Annotated in this window: 15 protein-coding genes and 1 pseudogene; 11 read left to right on the plus strand and 5 right to left on the minus strand. The window is 66.8% G+C overall.

The genetic code is table 11. The annotated features are described in order from the left end of the window. Window positions 1–17: 17 nt before the first annotated feature. The 3 genes from ACH82I_RS08960 to ACH82I_RS08970 all read left to right on the plus strand — a co-directional run bounded on the left by ACH82I_RS08960 (window position 18) and on the right by ACH82I_RS08970 (window position 2,777). Window positions 18–1,487 carry a purine-cytosine permease family protein gene (locus ACH82I_RS08960; RefSeq protein ID WP_413336715.1) on the plus strand — a complete coding sequence of 490 codons (1,470 nt, stop codon included), beginning with the start codon at window positions 18–20 and terminating at the stop codon, window positions 1,485–1,487. A 79-nt stretch (window positions 1,488–1,566) separates the two neighbouring features. Then, complete coding sequence (locus ACH82I_RS08965) at window positions 1,567–1,974, plus strand: universal stress protein (RefSeq protein WP_413336716.1); 408 nt, start codon at window positions 1,567–1,569, stop codon at window positions 1,972–1,974. A 26-nt stretch (window positions 1,975–2,000) separates the two neighbouring features. Further along, complete coding sequence (locus tag ACH82I_RS08970; protein WP_413336717.1) at window positions 2,001–2,777, plus strand: creatininase; 777 nt, start codon at window positions 2,001–2,003, stop codon at window positions 2,775–2,777. Between the two features lie 15 nt (window positions 2,778–2,792). On the opposite strand, the gene ACH82I_RS08975 is transcribed toward ACH82I_RS08970, so the two are convergent. Beyond that, on the minus strand, window positions 2,793–3,278 hold the full coding sequence (locus ACH82I_RS08975) for a nucleoside deaminase (RefSeq protein WP_413336718.1): 486 nt from the start codon (window positions 3,276–3,278) through the stop codon (window positions 2,793–2,795). Then, window positions 3,275–4,024 carry an IclR family transcriptional regulator gene (locus tag ACH82I_RS08980; protein WP_413336719.1) on the minus strand — a complete coding sequence of 250 codons (750 nt, stop codon included), beginning with the start codon at window positions 4,022–4,024 and terminating at the stop codon, window positions 3,275–3,277. The genes ACH82I_RS08975 and ACH82I_RS08980 overlap by 4 nt, the downstream gene beginning before the upstream one ends. A gap of 119 nt (window positions 4,025–4,143) precedes the next feature. Here ACH82I_RS08980 and ACH82I_RS08985 point away from each other — a divergent pair, with 119 nt between their 5' ends. The 6 genes from ACH82I_RS08985 to ACH82I_RS09010 all read left to right on the plus strand — a co-directional run bounded on the left by ACH82I_RS08985 (window position 4,144) and on the right by ACH82I_RS09010 (window position 13,363). Next, a complete protein-coding gene (locus tag ACH82I_RS08985; protein WP_413336720.1) occupies window positions 4,144–4,962 on the plus strand; it encodes an IclR family transcriptional regulator in 819 nt (272 codons plus the stop codon). A gap of 206 nt (window positions 4,963–5,168) precedes the next feature. After that, window positions 5,169–7,682: a GcvT family protein gene (locus tag ACH82I_RS08990; protein ID WP_413336721.1), complete on the plus strand. Its 2,514-nt coding sequence runs from the start codon at window positions 5,169–5,171 to the stop codon at window positions 7,680–7,682. Between the two features lie 2 nt (window positions 7,683–7,684). Further along, the gene (locus tag ACH82I_RS08995; RefSeq protein WP_413336722.1) at window positions 7,685–8,509 is read left to right on the plus strand and encodes an electron transfer flavoprotein subunit beta/FixA family protein; all 825 of its coding nucleotides are present in this window, start codon (window positions 7,685–7,687) and stop codon (window positions 8,507–8,509) included. After that, on the plus strand, window positions 8,506–9,558 hold the full coding sequence (locus ACH82I_RS09000; protein ID WP_413336723.1) for an electron transfer flavoprotein subunit alpha/FixB family protein: 1,053 nt from the start codon (window positions 8,506–8,508) through the stop codon (window positions 9,556–9,558). The genes ACH82I_RS08995 and ACH82I_RS09000 overlap by 4 nt, the downstream gene beginning before the upstream one ends. A gap of 203 nt (window positions 9,559–9,761) precedes the next feature. Next, window positions 9,762–11,480, plus strand: a complete 1,719-nt coding sequence (locus tag ACH82I_RS09005) for a sensor histidine kinase (protein ID WP_413336724.1) — start codon at window positions 9,762–9,764, stop codon at window positions 11,478–11,480. Beyond that, on the plus strand, window positions 11,477–13,363 hold the full coding sequence (locus ACH82I_RS09010) for a glycosyltransferase (protein WP_413336725.1): 1,887 nt from the start codon (window positions 11,477–11,479) through the stop codon (window positions 13,361–13,363). Before ACH82I_RS09005 ends, ACH82I_RS09010 begins: the two co-directional genes overlap by 4 nt. 38 nt (window positions 13,364–13,401) lie before the next feature. Here ACH82I_RS09010 and ACH82I_RS09015 read toward each other — a convergent pair whose 3' ends face one another. Further along, window positions 13,402–13,779 (minus strand): response regulator transcription factor, encoded by a 378-nt coding sequence (locus ACH82I_RS09015; RefSeq protein ID WP_413336726.1) that lies wholly within the window; start codon window positions 13,777–13,779, stop codon window positions 13,402–13,404. Window positions 13,780–14,056: 277 nt separating this feature from the next. Here ACH82I_RS09015 and ACH82I_RS09020 point away from each other — a divergent pair, with 277 nt between their 5' ends. Together ACH82I_RS09020 and ACH82I_RS09025 are read left to right on the plus strand one after the other, a co-directional pair. Next, the gene (locus ACH82I_RS09020; RefSeq protein WP_230748463.1) at window positions 14,057–14,452 is read left to right on the plus strand and encodes an acyl-CoA thioesterase; all 396 of its coding nucleotides are present in this window, start codon (window positions 14,057–14,059) and stop codon (window positions 14,450–14,452) included. 297 nt (window positions 14,453–14,749) lie between these two features. Continuing rightward, the gene (locus ACH82I_RS09025) at window positions 14,750–15,154 is read left to right on the plus strand and encodes a VOC family protein (protein ID WP_413336727.1); all 405 of its coding nucleotides are present in this window, start codon (window positions 14,750–14,752) and stop codon (window positions 15,152–15,154) included. 52 nt (window positions 15,155–15,206) lie between these two features. On the opposite strand, the gene ACH82I_RS09030 is transcribed toward ACH82I_RS09025, so the two are convergent. Further along, window positions 15,207–15,566, minus strand: coding sequence for a helix-turn-helix domain-containing protein (locus tag ACH82I_RS09030; protein ID WP_413336752.1), 360 nt, complete (start codon window positions 15,564–15,566; stop codon window positions 15,207–15,209). Window positions 15,567–15,782: 216 nt separating this feature from the next. Next, window positions 15,783–16,121 (minus strand): annotated as a pseudogene (locus ACH82I_RS09035) (DUF6597 domain-containing transcriptional factor); the annotation flags it as partial. Window positions 16,122–16,162 lie beyond the last annotated feature (41 nt).

The following is a 16,162-nucleotide window of genomic DNA, read 5'->3' on the forward strand; positions in this document are numbered from 1 at the left end:
GACCAATGGAGGTTCGAATGACCGTGGAGAAATCCAAACCGCCCGCAGTGCACCTCGGCCAATCAGATGTCGAGGACCAGCTCCAAGCCATTCCCGAACGATCGAGAACCACTCGAGTCGGCGGCCAATTCTGGATCTGGGCAGGGGCCAATCTCGCTCCGATCAACTGGGTCCTCGGTGCCCTCGGGATCAACCTCGGACTCGGCGTCCGTGACACCATCACCGTGATCGTCATCGGCAACCTCGTCGGGATGTCACTCTTCGGCTTCTTCGTCCTCCTCGGGCAGAAGACCGGGGCGACGGGAATGGTGCTCGCCCGAGCAGCATTCGGCCGACGCGGAAACTATCTTCCCGCAGCTATCCAGGCGTCGGTGACGATCGGCTGGTGCGCCATCAACACCTACGTCATCCTCGATCTCGTGCTCGCGCTCTTCGGCAAGCTCGGATGGCTCGACACCGCCGACCACAACTACGCGTGGAAGATCGGCACCGCCGCCTTCCTCATGGCCGCGCAGGTCATCATCGCCTGGTTCGGCTATCGGGCGATCGCCGCGTTCGAGCGCTGGACCGTGCCGCCGACGATCGTCATCCTCATCGCCATGTCCCTGTTCGCCTGGTTCGGGCTCGACATCGACTGGAGCTATGCCGGACCGCCCGGCGCCGTCCTCGAAGGCTGGGACCGCATCGCCGTGATGAGCTCGGTGATGACCGTCATCGGCATCGGCTGGGGAATCACCTGGTTCACCTACGCCGCCGACTACTCCCGCTTCGTCAGTCGCTCGGTGCCACGCCGCAAGCTCTACCTCGTCTCCACGATGGGTCAGTTCCTTCCCGTGGTCTGGCTCGGTGTTCTCGGAGCGAGCCTGGCGACGAAATCGCAGTCGGTCGACCCCGGCCAGCTCGTCGTCGACAACTTCGGAGCCCTCGCCATTCCCGTGCTCCTGCTCGTCATCCACGGCCCGATCGCAACGAACATCCTCAACATCTACACGTTTTCCGTGGCCACCCAGGCTCTCGACATCAAGGTCAGGCGCAACGGCCTCAATCTGTTCGTCGGAGTCCTCTCGTTCATCGCCGTCATCTTCTTCATCTTCCAGGAAGATCTCGCCGCGGTGCTCGACAGCTTCCTCAGCTCGCTCGTCGCGTGGGTCGCCTCGTGGGGTGGACTCATGCTGGTCCACTACTACTGGCTCAATCGCGTCCGGCCCCTGCCCAGCGACCGTCTCTTCGACCCGGTGGGCACCGCGCGCCTGCCGAACATCAACTGGGCGGGCGTCTGCGCCCTGATCTCCGGCATCTTCACGACCTGGCTGTTCATGGCGCAGTCGCTCGAGGCGCTGCAGAGCCCCGTGGTCACCGCCCTCGGAGGATTGGACCTGTCCTGGCTGGCCGGACTCCTCGTCAGCGCGACGGTGTACGGAATCTTCGGGCCACGGATCCATTTCCGCTATGCGGATCGACTCGCCGAGGCGGGAGCCGGGGACTGAGCTCACGAGAGTTCCGCTCCTGCGGGCACTCCGCCATCCCGCACCACTCACACCACACCAGCAGACGAAGGAGAACCTCATGACGATCGTCGTCGGATACGTTCCCACCCCTCAGGGCGAAGCCGCCCTCGATCGGGCCATCATCGAAGCCGGACGCGACGGCGGGCAGAAGCTCGTGGTCGTCAATGCGTCGAAGAGCGACCCCCTCGAAGGAGACAGGGCGATCGCCGATCGCCGGCGGATCGGCCAGATCGAGAGTCGACTCCGGTCGTCGGTCGCCGAGTACGAGCTCAGGCAGCCCCTGAGGGGACAGGACCCCGCCGACGAGATCGTCGACACCGCCGAGGCGTTCGGCGCCTCGCTCATCGTCATCGGTCTGCGCAAACGCTCATCGGTGGGAAAGATGATCTTCGGCAGCACCGCGCAGGGAGTGCTGATGAATGCGAGCTGTCCCGTCCTCTCGGTCAAAGCGATGACCGAGCGGTGAAGCCCCGAGCAGGCGAGGAGACGCCCATGACGGTCTACATGGAGGAGATGGATTCGTTCTCGTTCGCCGAGGCGATCGCCGGCGGGGCGCCGGTGCTCATTCCCGCCGGGTCCATCGAGCAGCACGGTCGGCACATGCCCCTGCAGGTCGACACTCTGCTGTCGCGGACGATCGCAGGCGAGACGGCTGCCCGCGTCGGGGGCATCGTCTCTGCGCCCATCGTCTACGGCTACAAATCACAGCAGCGCTCCGGCGGAGGCAACCACCTGCCGGGCACGACGAGCCTCGACGGCGACGTGCTCACCGCCATCGCGAAGACTCTTGTGCTCGAGTTCGCTCGCCACGGCACTCATCAGGTGGCCTTCGTCAACGGGCATTTCGAGAACAGCCAGTTCCTCTACGAAGGTGCCGACCTCGCGCTGCGGGAGCTCTCTCGGGGAGGGCAGGCGGACCTGCGGATCATGCTGCTCTCCTATTGGGACTTCGTCGACGATGCGACGATCGCCGAACTCTATCCGGAAGGGTTCACCGGCTGGGATCTCGAACACGGAGGTGTCCTCGAGACCTCGCTCATGCTCCATCTCTTCCCCGACCAGGTGGACATGACGAAGGTCGATGATGCACCGCCGGCGGTGCTGCCGAACTACGACGTGCTCCCTGTCCGCCCCGAGCTGACTCCCGCATCGGGGTGCCTCTCATCGGGTCGGAACGCCTCCGCGGAGAAGGGCCGCATCCTCCTCGATCGAGCCTCGGCGGGAATGGCCGACGCGATCCTCACCGAGTTCGGACGCACGCGGCACTGACCAGGACCGCCCCGACTATTCGCCGATGTCTTCGTTCCACAGATCGAGTCGCTCCTCGAGCATCCGGGCCATGAGGGCGAGGCACCTCGGATCGTCGGCGACGACAAGGTCGACGCCACGGTCGGCCAGCACAGCCTCGGCGCCGGCGAAGCTGCGATTCTCGCCGATGACGATGCGCGGAATCCCGTATAGCAGCGAGGTGCCGGCGCACATGATGCACGGCGACAGCGTCGTGTACAGCGTGCATTCGCGGTAGATCGAGGCCGGCAGCCGACCGGCCCGCTCGATCGCATCGGTCTCTCCGTGCAGGATGGCACTGTCCTCCTGGACCCGGCGATTGCGTCCGGCTGCCAGAAGACGATCGCCATGAGCCAGGACGGCGCCGATCGGCACCCCGCCCTCCTCCCAGCCGATCTCGGCCTGCTCGACGGCGAGATCGAGGAACCTGCGATCCTGCAGGCTCAGCGTCACTGATCGCCGAGGCGGCTGCGAGGCGCTCACCGGTGGGTGACCTTGCGCTTGAGGCTGCGTGAGAGCAGTCCCGCCTCGTCGGCGAGCAGACGGCCGAACTCCTCGTGACGTTCGGCGATGCGCATCGTCGGACCGGAGATGCCGACGGCCGCGACCACCCGGTCATCGATGCCGAAGACGGGTGCGGCGAGGGCGTCGAGCCCGGCCTCGAACTCCTCGTGCACGAGCGCATATCCGCGTTCGCGCACCTCAGCGAGGTTGTCGGTCAGCTCTTTCCGCGATCCCAGGGTGTGCGGGGTGCGGCGCTCGAGGCGTCCGGTGGGCAGGGGAATGACTTCGAAGGCGTACATGACCTTGCCCAGCGCCGAGCAGTGCGGCGGGACTTCGACGTCGACCCAGTTCGTGGCGCCGAGGACGAAGGTCGAATCGACCTGTGCGACCTGGACCACCCCGTTCGCACTCGGCACGGCGAGGTTGACCGTCTCCCCCGTCTCTTCGCTCAGTCGCTGCAGCGTCGGGTCGGCCGCGGAGACGAGGGTCTCCACCCGGTCGAAGCGGGAGGCATAGGTGGCGAACAGCGAGCCCCCGCGGTAGAGCCCGTCCCCGTCGCGCTCGACGAGCCCATTGCGTTCGAGAGCCGAGAGCAGGCGAGAGACCGTCGACCGAGCCAGCTCGGTGGACCCGACCACCTCGGTGTAGGAAATCGGGTCATCCGCCCTCACCACCAGCGACAATATCTCTGCCGCCCGGTCGATCGACTGGGTCCCATTGGTCATAGTGTTCAACTCCGTCGGGGAAAGATGCGCCGACGAACCCGCGGTTCGCCGACCGGATTCACCCTACCGCACACGAAACCAGCCTGTTCGGGTTGTGTCATCTGAGATACGGTTTCGAAATGAGCAACAGCAACGAGGCTGAGAGCGGTCTCGATCGCCAGCACGCCGAGGTCGCCAAGCACCCCGGCACAGTCCAGTCGGTCGACCGCGCGGTCACGGTGCTCGAGATCATCGCCCGCACCGGCCTCGTCGGGGTCACCGACATCGCCGCCGAACTCGGCGTCCACAAATCCACCGCCTCCCGCATCGTCACCACCCTCGAGTCACGGGGCCTCGTCGAACAGGACCAGCGCCGCGGCAAGTATCGCCTGGGACTGGGTATCCTCCGCCTCGCCGGGGCCACGACCGCCCGCCTCGACATCGTCCAGGAGGCCCGCCCGATCACGAAGCTGCTCGCCGAGGCGACCGGGGAGACGATCAACATCGCCGTCCTTTCCGACGGCGCCGCCCTCTACCTCGACCAGGCCGCAGGCCCCGCCTCGGTGCAGAGCCACAACTGGGTCGGCCAGCGCATCCCGCTGCACGCGACCTCGAACGGCAAGGTCCTGCTCTCAGGTCTGAGCGAGAGCGGAATCCGCTCGGTCCTCGGCGGAAAGCTCAAGACCTACACCCCACAGACCGTGACCTCGATCCCACGGCTGCTGGCCCAGATCGCCGAGGTGGTCCGAACCGGATCCTCACTCGTCGTCGACGAACTCGAGGTCGGGCTGACCGCGGTCTCGGCGCCCGTCCGCAACGCCCACGGCGACGTCATCGCCTCGATCTCGGCCTCGGGGCCGAGCTTCCGCTTCACCGCTGAGAAGGTCGAATCTGCGCGGGACCAGCTCATCCGGGCCGCCGCCGACATCTCCGCCCGCCTCGGCTGGCGCGAACACTGAGGCGGGCCCGAAGCGAGCACCGAGGCGGGCCCGGGCTCCCACCGAACCTGGCCGACCCACCCCACTGAGCGAACCCGCCACACCCCTTGACACACCTCGGCGCCGGGAGGACGATCGACGTACCAAGTTCCACATCACGCATCACGTTGCGCAGTACGCAACCGATGCTTTTGGAGGCAATGGCGCCTCCGGAGAGGAGCCAGTCGATGGCTTCCATTCCCGCCCAGGCCAGCGTCGTCGTCATCGGTGCCGGAATCGTCGGCAACAGCCTCGTCCATCACCTCGCCGAGCTCGGATGGACCGACATCGTCCAGGTCGACAAAGGCCCGCTGCCCAATCCCGGCGGCTCGACTGGGCACGCCTCGAACTTCATCTTCCCCGTCGACCATTCCCGCGAGATCACCGACCTCACCCTCGACAGCGTCCGCCAGTACAAGGACCTCGGGGTCTTCACCGAATCCGGCGGCTTCGAGGTCGCCCGCACCGAGGAGAGGATGGAGGAGCTGCGCCGTCGGATGGCCTCGGCCCGCGCCTGGGGAATCGAATCGCACCTGGTCACCCCCGCCGAGGTGGTCGAGAAGGTTCCGTTCCTCGATCCCTCCGTCATCCTCGGCGCCTTCTGGTCCCCCGGCGTCGGCGTCGTCGACTCCGTGCGCGCCGGCACGATGATGCGCGAATCCGCGCAGTCCAAAGGCGCACTGACGGTGGCGGCGAACACCGAGGTGACCGGCATCGATGTCGAGAACGGCCAGGTCACCCGCGTGCACACCTCCAAGGGGGAGATCGCGACGGAGAGGGTCCTCGTCGCCTGCGGTGTGTGGAGTCCGCGGATTGCGGCCATGGCCGGTGCCGCGATCCCGCTGACCCCGGCCGTGCACCAGATGATCAGCGTCGGCCCGGTCCCCCAGCTGGCCGAACGACCGGGCGAGATCTCGTTTCCGATCGTGCGCGACATGGACACCTTCTGCTACGAACGCCAGCACGGTTCGGACATGGAGATCGGCTCCTACGCCCACCGTGCGATCCTCCACGACCCGGACGAGATCCCCTCGATCGAGGCCGCGAAGCTCTCCCCCACGGAGATGCCCTTCACCGATGAGGACTTCGATCCGCAGCTCGAACAGGCCCTCGAGCTCATGCCCGAAGTGCTGTCGAACCCGGAGGTCGAAATCCGCTATGCGATCAACGGACTGCTTTCCCTGACTCCCGACGGAGCGCCGATCCTCGGAGAGTCACCCGAGGTCAGAGGCCTGTGGTCGGCCGCGGCGGTGTGGGTCAAGGAAGGTCCCGGCGTGGGCCGGGCGGTGGCCGAGTGGATGACGAACGGACTGCCCGCCATCGACGTCCAGGGCGCAGACATCGCCCGCTTCCACTTGCACCAGCGCACCCGCGAACACGTCCGCGCCCGCACCTCGGAGGCCTTCAACACGACCTACGGCATCGTCCACCCGAGCGAGCAGTGGGCTTCGGATCGCAAAGTCCGCCTCTCGCCCATGCACTCCCTGCACGAGGACCTCGGTGCCGTGTTCTTCGAGGCCGGCGGCTGGGAGCGCCCCCAATGGTACGAATCGAACGCGCCCCTGCTCGTGGAATTCGGCGAGGCCGTGATGGCCCGGACCAACGAATGGGACTCCCGCTGGTGGTCACCGATCATCAACGCCGAACACCTCGCCCTGCGCAGACGGGCCGGACTCATCGACCTCTCGAGCTTCGTCATCCTCGACATCTCCGGTCCCGCCGCCCTCGACGCGGTGCAGCGAGTGGCGCTGGCTCAGATGGATGTGGCGATCGGCCGGGTCGTCTACACCCCGGTCCTCGACGAGGCCGGGGGATTCCGCTCGGACCTCACGATCATGCGCCTGGCCCACGATCGGTTCCGGGTCGTCACGGGTGCCGCCCACGGCATGGTCGACCGCAAATGGTTCGCCGACCGACTCCCCGACTCCGGAGCCGAGATCGCGGACCTCACCTCGGCGTATACGACGATCGGCCTCTGGGGGCCACGGGCCCGCGACATCCTCTCCCAGGTCACCACCGCCGACGTCTCACACGAAGGCTTCGGCTTCGGCACGTGCCGGACCATCCAGGTCGGCTCACTCGAGGTTCTCGCCTCGCGCATCTCCTACGTCGGCGACCTCGGCTGGGAGCTCTATGTGCCGATCGAGTCTGGAGCGAAGCTGTGGGACATGCTCACCGAGGCGGGTGCCGAGCACGGACTCGCCCCCGTCGGCCTCGGCGTCTACTCCACGACGGGACGGATCGAGAAGGGCTACCGGGCCTTCGGCGCCGAGCTCGACTCCGAACGCACCGTCGTCGAGGTCGGGATGAGCAGGCCCAAGGTCAAGGCCCAGGATTTCGAGGGCAGGTCCGCCCACCTGCGGCACCGGGACGAGGACCCGAAGACGGTGCTGTGCTCGCTCACCGTCGACGATCACACTTCGGCGTCCGGGGAGAAGCGGTACATGCTCGGCGGCGAACCCATCGTCTCCCCCGACGGCGAACCGCTCATCGACGGGCACGGGCATCCGGCCTATGTCACCTCGGCGGGGTCGGCGCCGAGCCTGGGCAAGCACGTCCTCATGGCCTTCCTCCCACCCGCCGAGGCGGTGCTTGGCAACCGCCTGGCCGTCGTCTACATGGAGGAGCGGTATCCCGTGACCGTGGCCGCGGTCGACGCGACCCCGCTGTTCGACCCCGAGAACGCGAACATCAGGAGGTAGCGATGGACATCCTCGTCTGCATCAAACGCGTCCCCGACATCGCCGGCGCCGTCACCCTGAACGCGGCCGGCACCGACATCGACGAGTCCGGACTCGGCCACACCGTGTCCTCCCACGAGGAGTGCGCGGTGGAGCTCGCGATCCAGACCGCGGCAGCCACCGGCGGTGCGGTGACGGTGCTGACGCTGGGCCCCGCCGAGGCGGTCGAGCAGCTGCGGGCGGCCGTGGCCGTGGGCGCGAACGACGGGATCCTCGTCGAGTCCGCGGATCCCGGCGCCTTCGGACCTGAGGGCATCGCACAGATCCTCGGCGATGTCGTCCGCGACCGCGCCGAGCAGGGTCAGTCCTTCGACCTCGTCCTCACCGGCAGCGATGCCGCCGACACCGGTGACTTCCAGGTCGGCATCCGTCTGGCCTATGACCTGGGCTATCCGGTGCTGACGAACATCCAGACGCTGAGCCCGGGAGGCGAGGCCGGCGGGCCGGGGGCATCGGTCGGCTCGAACGACGGCAGCGCCGCCGCGAGGATCGAAGCCCGCGGAATCGGCCCGAGCGGCACCGAGATCTTCGCCCTCGACCTGCCGGCGGTCGTCGCCGTCCAGGAGGGCGGGGTCGACCCCCGCTATCCCTCGATCACGGGGCGGATGAAGGCCAAACGGGCCCCGATCGTCGAATACGACGCTCCCGAGCCGGGGGCCGGCAACCCGCGCATCCGCCTCGAACTGCCGCCGGAGAAGACGAGTTCGGTGACCATCCTCGGCGACGGGCCGGACGCCGCACCCGCACTCGTCGACGTGCTCGAAGAGATCGGAGTGATCAGGCCATGATTCTCGTCTACGTCGAAACCGATGTTTCGGGCCAGGTGCAGCTGACCTCCGCCGAGGCTCTCACCTTCGCCCGCACGAACGCCGAGGTGCTCACCCAGCTGGCCACCTCCCTCCCACAACTACCTGACGGGGGCCCAGCCACCTCGCGCCACGTTGCTGAGACCCCGTCAGGTAGCTCGGGGAGGGATGATGGGGTGGAGGTTGCGCTCGTCGGGGAGCTGACCGAGGACGCCGTCGGACAGCTCAGCCGCCTCGGCGTGAGCACCATCCACCATCTCGAGCATCCCGATCTTCAGTCCTATTCGGCCGCGGCCTGGGCGCAGGCGATCCTCGACATCGCTCCGGAATCGGGCACCGTGTCGGCCTCAGGGACCCCGCGCGGGATGGAGCTCATGGCGCATCTTGCGGTCCGTGCGGGCGAGCGCATGGCCGCCAATGTCGTCGCCGTCGATGACGAGGGTCTGCTCCGGCAGGTACACGGCGGAACCGCCTTCGAACGGCTCCGCCTCGACGGTGACCTGCAGGTTCTCACCGTCGCCGGTCACGCTTGCAGCCCGGAAGAGGTCACGCCGACGACGCCGGAGGTCCTCGACTACGAGCTCGAGATCGCCGAGGCGGACCTGCGTACCGCACTCGTGGGCACCGAGGTCGAGACCACCGACGACACCTCCGGCCTGACCCAGGCCAGGGCCGTGGTCGGGGCCGGCCGGGGCGTCGGATCGGAGACCGGATTCGGCGAGGTCCTCGAACTCGTCGACCACCTCGGCGGGGCCTTGGGAGTCTCCCGAGTCGTCACGGGGTTGGGCTGGCGCCCGCACTCCGAGCAGGTCGGGCAGACCGGAAGCCGCATCTCCCCCGATGTCTATATCGCCTGCGGGATCTCCGGGGCGATCCAGCACATGGCCGGCATCGACGGGGCCAAGACGCTCATCGCCATCAACACCGACGAGGAGGCCACCATGGTCCAGCGCGCCGACTATGCGATCATCGGCGATCTCCACGAGGTCGTCGGCGCCGTCAACGAGGAGATCGTCCGACGCCGCGGATGAGGTCGCCGCGAGCGCGGAACCGACGGACCGCCTCGGCGAAAGGGCCACGAGATTGAGCGTGCATCACACCGCGGATTCAGGTTGAACCCGGATATAATCCGAATCAGCAGTGACCCCACGATGACCCCGAAACGACGGAAGGCGACGCACATGGTCTCTTCCACCGTGTCGCGCACCGGCCCCGCGAAAGCACCGGTCACCTCGTGACGAGCATCGCCAGGCTCATCCGGCTCGGCTTCATCGCCGGCGACGTCAAGACCTTCACCAGCATCCATCAGGCGACTTTCGCGATCCTCCTCGGCACGAGCGCATTTCTCCTCAGCTTCCTGCGACCGGCCGACGATGTAAAGGAAATCTGGCTCCTCACCGGATCGCTGCTCCTCGTCCTGGCCACGGTCGGCGCCTTCTTCGCCCACAGGTTCAAGCACACGGCGCTCCCCAACCTCGTCATTCCGCTCCTCGACTTCGCCGCCCTCGGGCTGTGCCGACTTGCGACCTATCCGGACGGTGCGGGCCTGTCCATCCTCGCTTTCACCCCCACGGTGTGGTTGGTGATGACCTTCAAGATGCGCGGGGCGGCGATCGCCTTGCTCGGGGTCCTCGTCACGCTCACTCCCGTGAGTCTGTTCGTCGGAGACGCACCGACCGATGCCGCACGAGTCGTCCTCGCCCTGATTCTGCCGGTCGCGGTCATCCTCGTCTCCGGGATGATCGTCGGGTTCGACATGCGACTGCATGCGGCCAATCAGCGACTGAGCTCGGCTCTGCAATCCCAGGAACGGCTGACGAGGGATCTGAAGAAGACGGGTGCACTGCTGAGAGGGACCGGGGCCAGCGTCGATGTCGGCGTCATCGTGCTCGACGATGAGGGATCGTCCGTCTTCGAGAACCCGGCCTACAAAAGCCACCTAGCGGCCGCCGCTGCCGCCCAGCCCGACGAGCAGGGCCGTTTCCAGTCGATCGTCTTCGCCGCCGATGGCACGACCCGACTGTCACCGGCAAACACTCCACTCGCGCGAGTCCGGCGCGGAGAGTTCTTCTCCGACGAGCTCTATTGGGTCGGCGAGCCGGGCGGCGATCAGCGGGCTCTTGCGGTGAGCGCGGTGCAATGGCAGGGCCATCCGAGCATTGCGCCTCACACGATCCTGACCACACACGATGTCACGCGAACCCAACATCTCATCCGTGCGCGGGAGACGATCATGGCGTCCGTGTCCCATGAACTCCGCACTCCGCTGACATCGATCATCGGGTATACGGAGTTGGCCATCGACGAACTCGAAGAGGAGACGGCTGCGACCACCTCGGCGACCGCGGAACCGGGCACGGCCTCATCCTCCATCGCCTGCCATCTCGAGGTGATCCGCAGAAACTCCGAGCAGCTATATGCCCTGGTCGAGGACATCCTCTTGGAGCAGCAGGCCGAATCGGCGCGCCTTCATCTGAACATCTCGGCGGTGGATGTCGCGTCGATCGTCGACGAGGTCGTCCGTTCGCTCCAGCCGGCGGCAGCCGACAACGGAGTCGAGCTGCGCATCGAGGAACCTGCCTCGATCATCGTGATGGCCGATCCGCGGCGTCTGACCCAGGTCCTGACCAATCTCGTCTCCAACGGCATCAAGTACTCGGGCGCCGGCCATCATGTCACCGTCATTCCCAAGACCGACGTCTCGGGCGGAGGCTTCGATGTCCGCGACGACGGCCCCGGCCTGTCACCTGCGGAAGTCGAGCGCCTGTTCACCCCCTACTTCCGCAGCGCCTCCGCACGGGGCTCGACGCAGCGCGGAGCCGGACTGGGACTGACCGTGACGAAGACCCTCGTCGAAGCACACGGCGGGGAGATCTCCGTGTCATCCGAACTCGGGCACGGCAGCGTGTTCAGCGTCCGTCTGCCCATTGGCGCCGAAGGAGAACGACAGTGAGAGACGGCACCTCGGCCGAGCGGAGCCCCGAGAGCAGAGAACAAAGTGGGCAGAGGGCCGACGTCGGACCGATCGCCGTGATCCTCTCACTCCTCTATGGAGTTCTCGCGGCCTACATCTTCTGCTTCTCGGGGGCGTTCGGGCAGATGGGCCGGTACTGGTGGTACGACATCGCGCTCATCGCCATCACCGTCACGGCCTCGCTGTCACTGGCCTACGTCAGCATGCTCCTCATCGCCTACGCCCGCAGAAAGGACGTCGAGACCGGTGATCCCACGGCCTTCACCTGGCATTTCCTCATCCCGTGCCGCGACGAGGAGAGCGTCGTCGCAGAAACGGTCTCCGCGGCCCGCACCTCCTTCCCCGAGGCCCACATCTGGGTCATCGACGATGCCAGCGAGGACACGACGGCCCTGATCGTGCGCGACATCATGGACGTCGACACTCGCACCCATCTCATCTCCCGGGTCCCGCCGGAAGCGCGGACCGGCAAGGGCAAGGCCCTCAACGCCGCCTATCGCACCGTCTCCGATTTCGTGGGCGAGCGAGCCGAGGATCGGGAGCGCGCAGTCATCGGAGTCCTCGACGCCGATGGATTCCTCTCCGACAATGCCTTGGCCGTGCTCTCCGGTCCGGCTGCCTTCGGCGATGTCACCTTGGGTGCTGCCCAGCTCGAGGTGTGGATGAAGAACCGCGGGGACCGCAGGCCCCGCCCCGGCGGGAACCGGCTGATCAATCTCCTCGGCAGGTTCCTCGTGCGCATGCAGGACATCGAATTCCGCACCTCGAACTCGGCGATGCAGCAGCTGCGGGTGGCCACCGGAACCGTCGGCATGGGCGGGAACGGCCAGTTCACAAGGCTGACAGTGCTCGATGCCTTGGACTCAGCGCATGGCGAACCGTGGGGAAACAAACTCAGCGAGGACTACGAACTCGGCCTGAACATCCTCAGCTCCGGCTACCGCAACGGCTACTTCCCGCAGGCCCACGTGTCGCAGGAGGCACTGCCCTATTTCCGTCGGCTGCTCACGCAGCGGACCCGCTGGGGCCAGGGCATCATGGAGTGCGCCTCCAACCTCCCCGCGCTGCGCAGAAGCCACACGCTGAGCTTCGCGGGCTTCACTGAGATCCACTACTTCATGAGCCAACCGTGGCTGATGATGCTCAACCTCGTCCTCATCCCGATCGTCACCTGGGTAGCGGTGGCGGAGGGCATCTTCGGCTTCCTCGGCGATGCATCGACCTGGCTGATGATCCTCGCCGGGCTCATCTTCGTCGTCCTCCCCTACGCCCTGTGGGGACCGCTGTACCGGCGTTGGGGGCCGGAGCCGATCGGCCGCCTCAGTGCCGCGCTGCTCGGACTCGGATATCTCGTCTATGTCTACTTCACGTACTTCTACTATCCGCGGGCGATCGCAAGGATGGTCACCGGGCGAAATTCCTGGGCGAAGACGAAACGGAACGCCGACGGTGTCCGCGCCACATCGACCTTCACTCCGGCCGCTCTGCAGCTGGTTCCCCTGCTCGATCAGGAGAGCCTGGCGGAGCTCGCCGTGGAGCTGGAGGGCAAAGACGAGTACGCTGCGGAGTTCGTCGCCCGCTTCTCCCTCATCTGGCCGCGCCGCCTGGCCAATCTGCAGCAGGCCGTCGCCGCCGAGGACTCCGTGGCGATCGGCGATGCGATCGCCAGCATTCGGGTCTCGGCGACGATGGTCGGAGCTCGACGCCTCCAAGTGGCCGCCGAGGACTTCACCACGCTCCTCGAGGGACGCGAATTCGAAGCTGCACGCTCGGCTCTGCCGCGATTGGCCCGCGTCGGCGACGACACCGTGGCGGAGATCCGCGGTCGGTTCCTCGATCTGCCCACCCGCGGGCGGCACTGAGACCACCCGGGATCCGCTCGGCGAGGCGCCCCGGAGCGTCAGCCGGTCGGCTCGGAATCCTCGTCGAGCTCCTTGACCCACTGTCTGAGCTCGCGGGGGCGGAACGGTTTGGTGAGAAAGGCATCCGCACCGGCGGCCAGGCTGGAGTCACGATCCGCCTGCGCCGAACGGGCACTGATCACCGCGATCGTCGCCGAGGTCTGAGACCGGATCCGCTCGACAACCTCGATGCCGCTCATATCGGGCAGGCCGAGGTCGACCGTGATCAACCTGTGCGATTCTGCCGGCGCCCGCTCGAGTCCGAGCACACCGGTGGAGACGGATTCGACGGTGAATCCGCTCTGTTCCAGAACGACTTCCAGCAGACGCCGAATATCGTCGTCATCCTCGATCACCAGGGCGCTCTTCGCCGACATTCGCCACCTCCATGCGTATAGTCAGAACTGGCTTCAGCTTAACCAGCCTGCCGGCCTGCGGCCAGACCGTCCGCGTGAGGGTGCCGTACGCGGCCGCACCGCATCGCGGCCACGCAACACCGCAACCGCGCGGCACCGCTGCCACGCCGCACCGCCTCGGCGCTGTGCCAGTGCGCAGTCCAGCAATTTCCCTTCATTGGGCACTCCTGATTTACTGTAGAACGATCGTTAAGTTCTACGTCGGGGGCACGTTGCCCCGATGGCATGGAGGCATTCGTTGGAGACATTCGAGTTTTCGCCCGAGGTTCGCTGGTCGGACCAAGATCTGCTGGGACACGTGAACAACGCCCGCATGATCACCCTCATCGAGGAGTGCCGGGTCCGCTGGATGCACGAGATCAAGGCCGGTCACATCACCGGCGGAGGTCTGCTCGTCGCTCACCAGTCCATCGACTATCTGCTGCCCGTCATGTACGGCCCGGAGCTGAAGATGACGGTCACCGTCTCACGCATCGGATCCTCGTCGTTCACCGTGCACACCGTCGGCGAACAGAGCGAGAAGAAGGTATTCGACAACGAGGTCGTCCTCGTTCACATCGACCGCGAATCCGGCCGGCCGACCCCGCTCGGCGACGAGCTCCGCGCCCGCTTCGAGGCCTACTTGGAGTCCTGACCCGCCCCGGCTGGTAGGGCGCTACGGCGCACCAGCGCCCCAGCGCTCGGTCGCACCAGCGCCACGGCGCCGCTGCACCACGATTGTTCGGCTACCTCCGAGCAGATTCAGCCCCGATTCTGCTCGGAGGTAGCCGAACAACGTCCCACTCCGAGCACGCTGACCCCTCGGTGCCGCTTCCGCGCCTCTTCCGCGCCCCTTCGGTGCCGCCTCGATGCCGACTCGGTGCCGCCTCGGAGGGCGATCATGGCCGATTCGTTCATGCCGCGGACGCACGTCTCCGCATAGTCTGAAGCCATGAAACTCGACGCGATCTCGATCATCACCGCAGACATGCCCGCCGCCATCACCTTCTACTCCGCCCTCGGCCTCGAGCTCGTCGACGGTGGCCCCGAAGCCCCGCACAGCGAGTTCTCCTCGGGCGGCCTCCGCGTGCTCCTCGACACCGAGGAGGTCGTGCTCGGCATCGATCCCGACTGGACGCGGCCGACCGGCGGACACAAAATGTCCCTCGCCTTCGACTGCTCCACCGCCGAGGCGGTCGATGCGACCTTCGCCCAGCTGACCCAGACCGACACCCCGGGTTCGCAGGCTGTGGCCGGAGTCGTCAACGAGCCGTGGGATGCCTTCTGGGGACAGCGCTATGCCGTGGTCTCCGATCCCGACGGCAACACCGTCGACCTCTTTGCCGCCCTGGGCTGACCGGACAGCAGTCCGGAGGCGGCGCCGAGCCAGAGACGGCGCCGACCCGACCTCAGACGCCCTGCGAGCTCCCGAGCATTGAGCTCCCGAGCAGCGAACGTTCATCGCGCCACAGATGGGCAGCATCGGAATATCCTGCTCGAGCGGCCGCCTCGGTGCGGGTCCGTCCTCCGTCGATGAGGCTGCGAGCGGCCTGCCACCGCAGGACCTTCGCCAGGTGTTTGGGACCGTATCCGAACCATTCGGCCGAGAGTCTGCGCAGCTGACGGGGTGAGTACGCGAACTCCGCGGCCACCTCGGCGACAGTCATCGCCGGAGTCCCACCTCGGACGCCGAGGCGGTCGGCCATCGCCATCGGCCTGCCGTCGAGATCCGCCCGGACAGTCAGTGTTTCGGCAATACGCAGCAGCATCCGTGCCGCTGGGCTCAGCCGCGTCGGCGCGGCTGGGCCCAGCAACGCCTGCTCGGCCGGGCCAGCCGAGCTGCCTCCGGCGACGGTTCTCGCATCGAACCGCGGATTCGACAATGATCTGGCCGAGGCTGCCGAACCCGCTCGCCCAGCAGTCGGGCCCAGCGACCCGACCACGCGACCAAGTGAGAGCACCGCGTCGAGCGGGGTCACCCTCTCGGCGAGCTCGGCCGCCGAGGTGGCCAGGAGCTGGGGAAGAACACCCGGATCGAAACGCAGACCGACAGCAGATGCGCCGGATCCGTGGAAGACGCGAGCGGTCGAGTCCGCTCCGGCAATGACGACCTGCGAGAAGAGGTCGAACGAAGGTCCGAGGTCGAACCGGTCACCAGCTTCGAAGGCAGGCTCAGACCCGGCGCCGATGACGATGAGATCCATGCACCCATCGGGCACAATGAGAGAGGCCCCGGGCACCACCGAAGCAGACCCCGAAACAGCATCGGTCATCGATGCCCACAGCGCGGCACGCAGCCAGGGGATACGCGTCTCCTCATACATGCGTGCTCGGCCTTCTTCAGTTTCGAGCGGTATTCTTGGCG

Origin of the sequence: Brevibacterium sp. GP-SGM9, from assembly GCF_047300845.1 — a bacterium.
Classification (GTDB): domain Bacteria; phylum Actinomycetota; class Actinomycetes; order Actinomycetales; family Brevibacteriaceae; genus Brevibacterium.

Excerpts from the sequence above, each read along its gene's own strand:
- ACH82I_RS08960 (WP_413336715.1), top strand. The coding sequence starts at position 18 with ATGACCGTGGAGAAATCCAAACCGCCCGCAGTGCACCTCGGCCAATCA.
- ACH82I_RS08965 (WP_413336716.1), top strand. The coding sequence starts at position 1,567 with ATGACGATCGTCGTCGGATACGTTCCCACCCCTCAGGGCGAAGCCGCC.
- ACH82I_RS08970 (WP_413336717.1), top strand. The coding sequence starts at position 2,001 with ATGACGGTCTACATGGAGGAGATGGATTCGTTCTCGTTCGCCGAGGCG.
- ACH82I_RS08980 (WP_413336719.1), bottom strand. The coding sequence starts at position 4,024 with ATGACCAATGGGACCCAGTCGATCGACCGGGCGGCAGAGATATTGTCG.
- ACH82I_RS08985 (WP_413336720.1), top strand. The coding sequence starts at position 4,144 with ATGAGCAACAGCAACGAGGCTGAGAGCGGTCTCGATCGCCAGCACGCC.
- ACH82I_RS08990 (WP_413336721.1), top strand. The coding sequence starts at position 5,169 with ATGGCTTCCATTCCCGCCCAGGCCAGCGTCGTCGTCATCGGTGCCGGA.
- ACH82I_RS08995 (WP_413336722.1), top strand. The coding sequence starts at position 7,685 with ATGGACATCCTCGTCTGCATCAAACGCGTCCCCGACATCGCCGGCGCC.
- ACH82I_RS09000 (WP_413336723.1), top strand. The coding sequence starts at position 8,506 with ATGATTCTCGTCTACGTCGAAACCGATGTTTCGGGCCAGGTGCAGCTG.
- ACH82I_RS09015 (WP_413336726.1), bottom strand. The coding sequence starts at position 13,779 with ATGTCGGCGAAGAGCGCCCTGGTGATCGAGGATGACGACGATATTCGG.
- ACH82I_RS09025 (WP_413336727.1), top strand. The coding sequence starts at position 14,750 with ATGAAACTCGACGCGATCTCGATCATCACCGCAGACATGCCCGCCGCC.
- ACH82I_RS09030 (WP_413336752.1), bottom strand. The coding sequence starts at position 15,566 with ATGCTGCTGCGTATTGCCGAAACACTGACTGTCCGGGCGGATCTCGAC.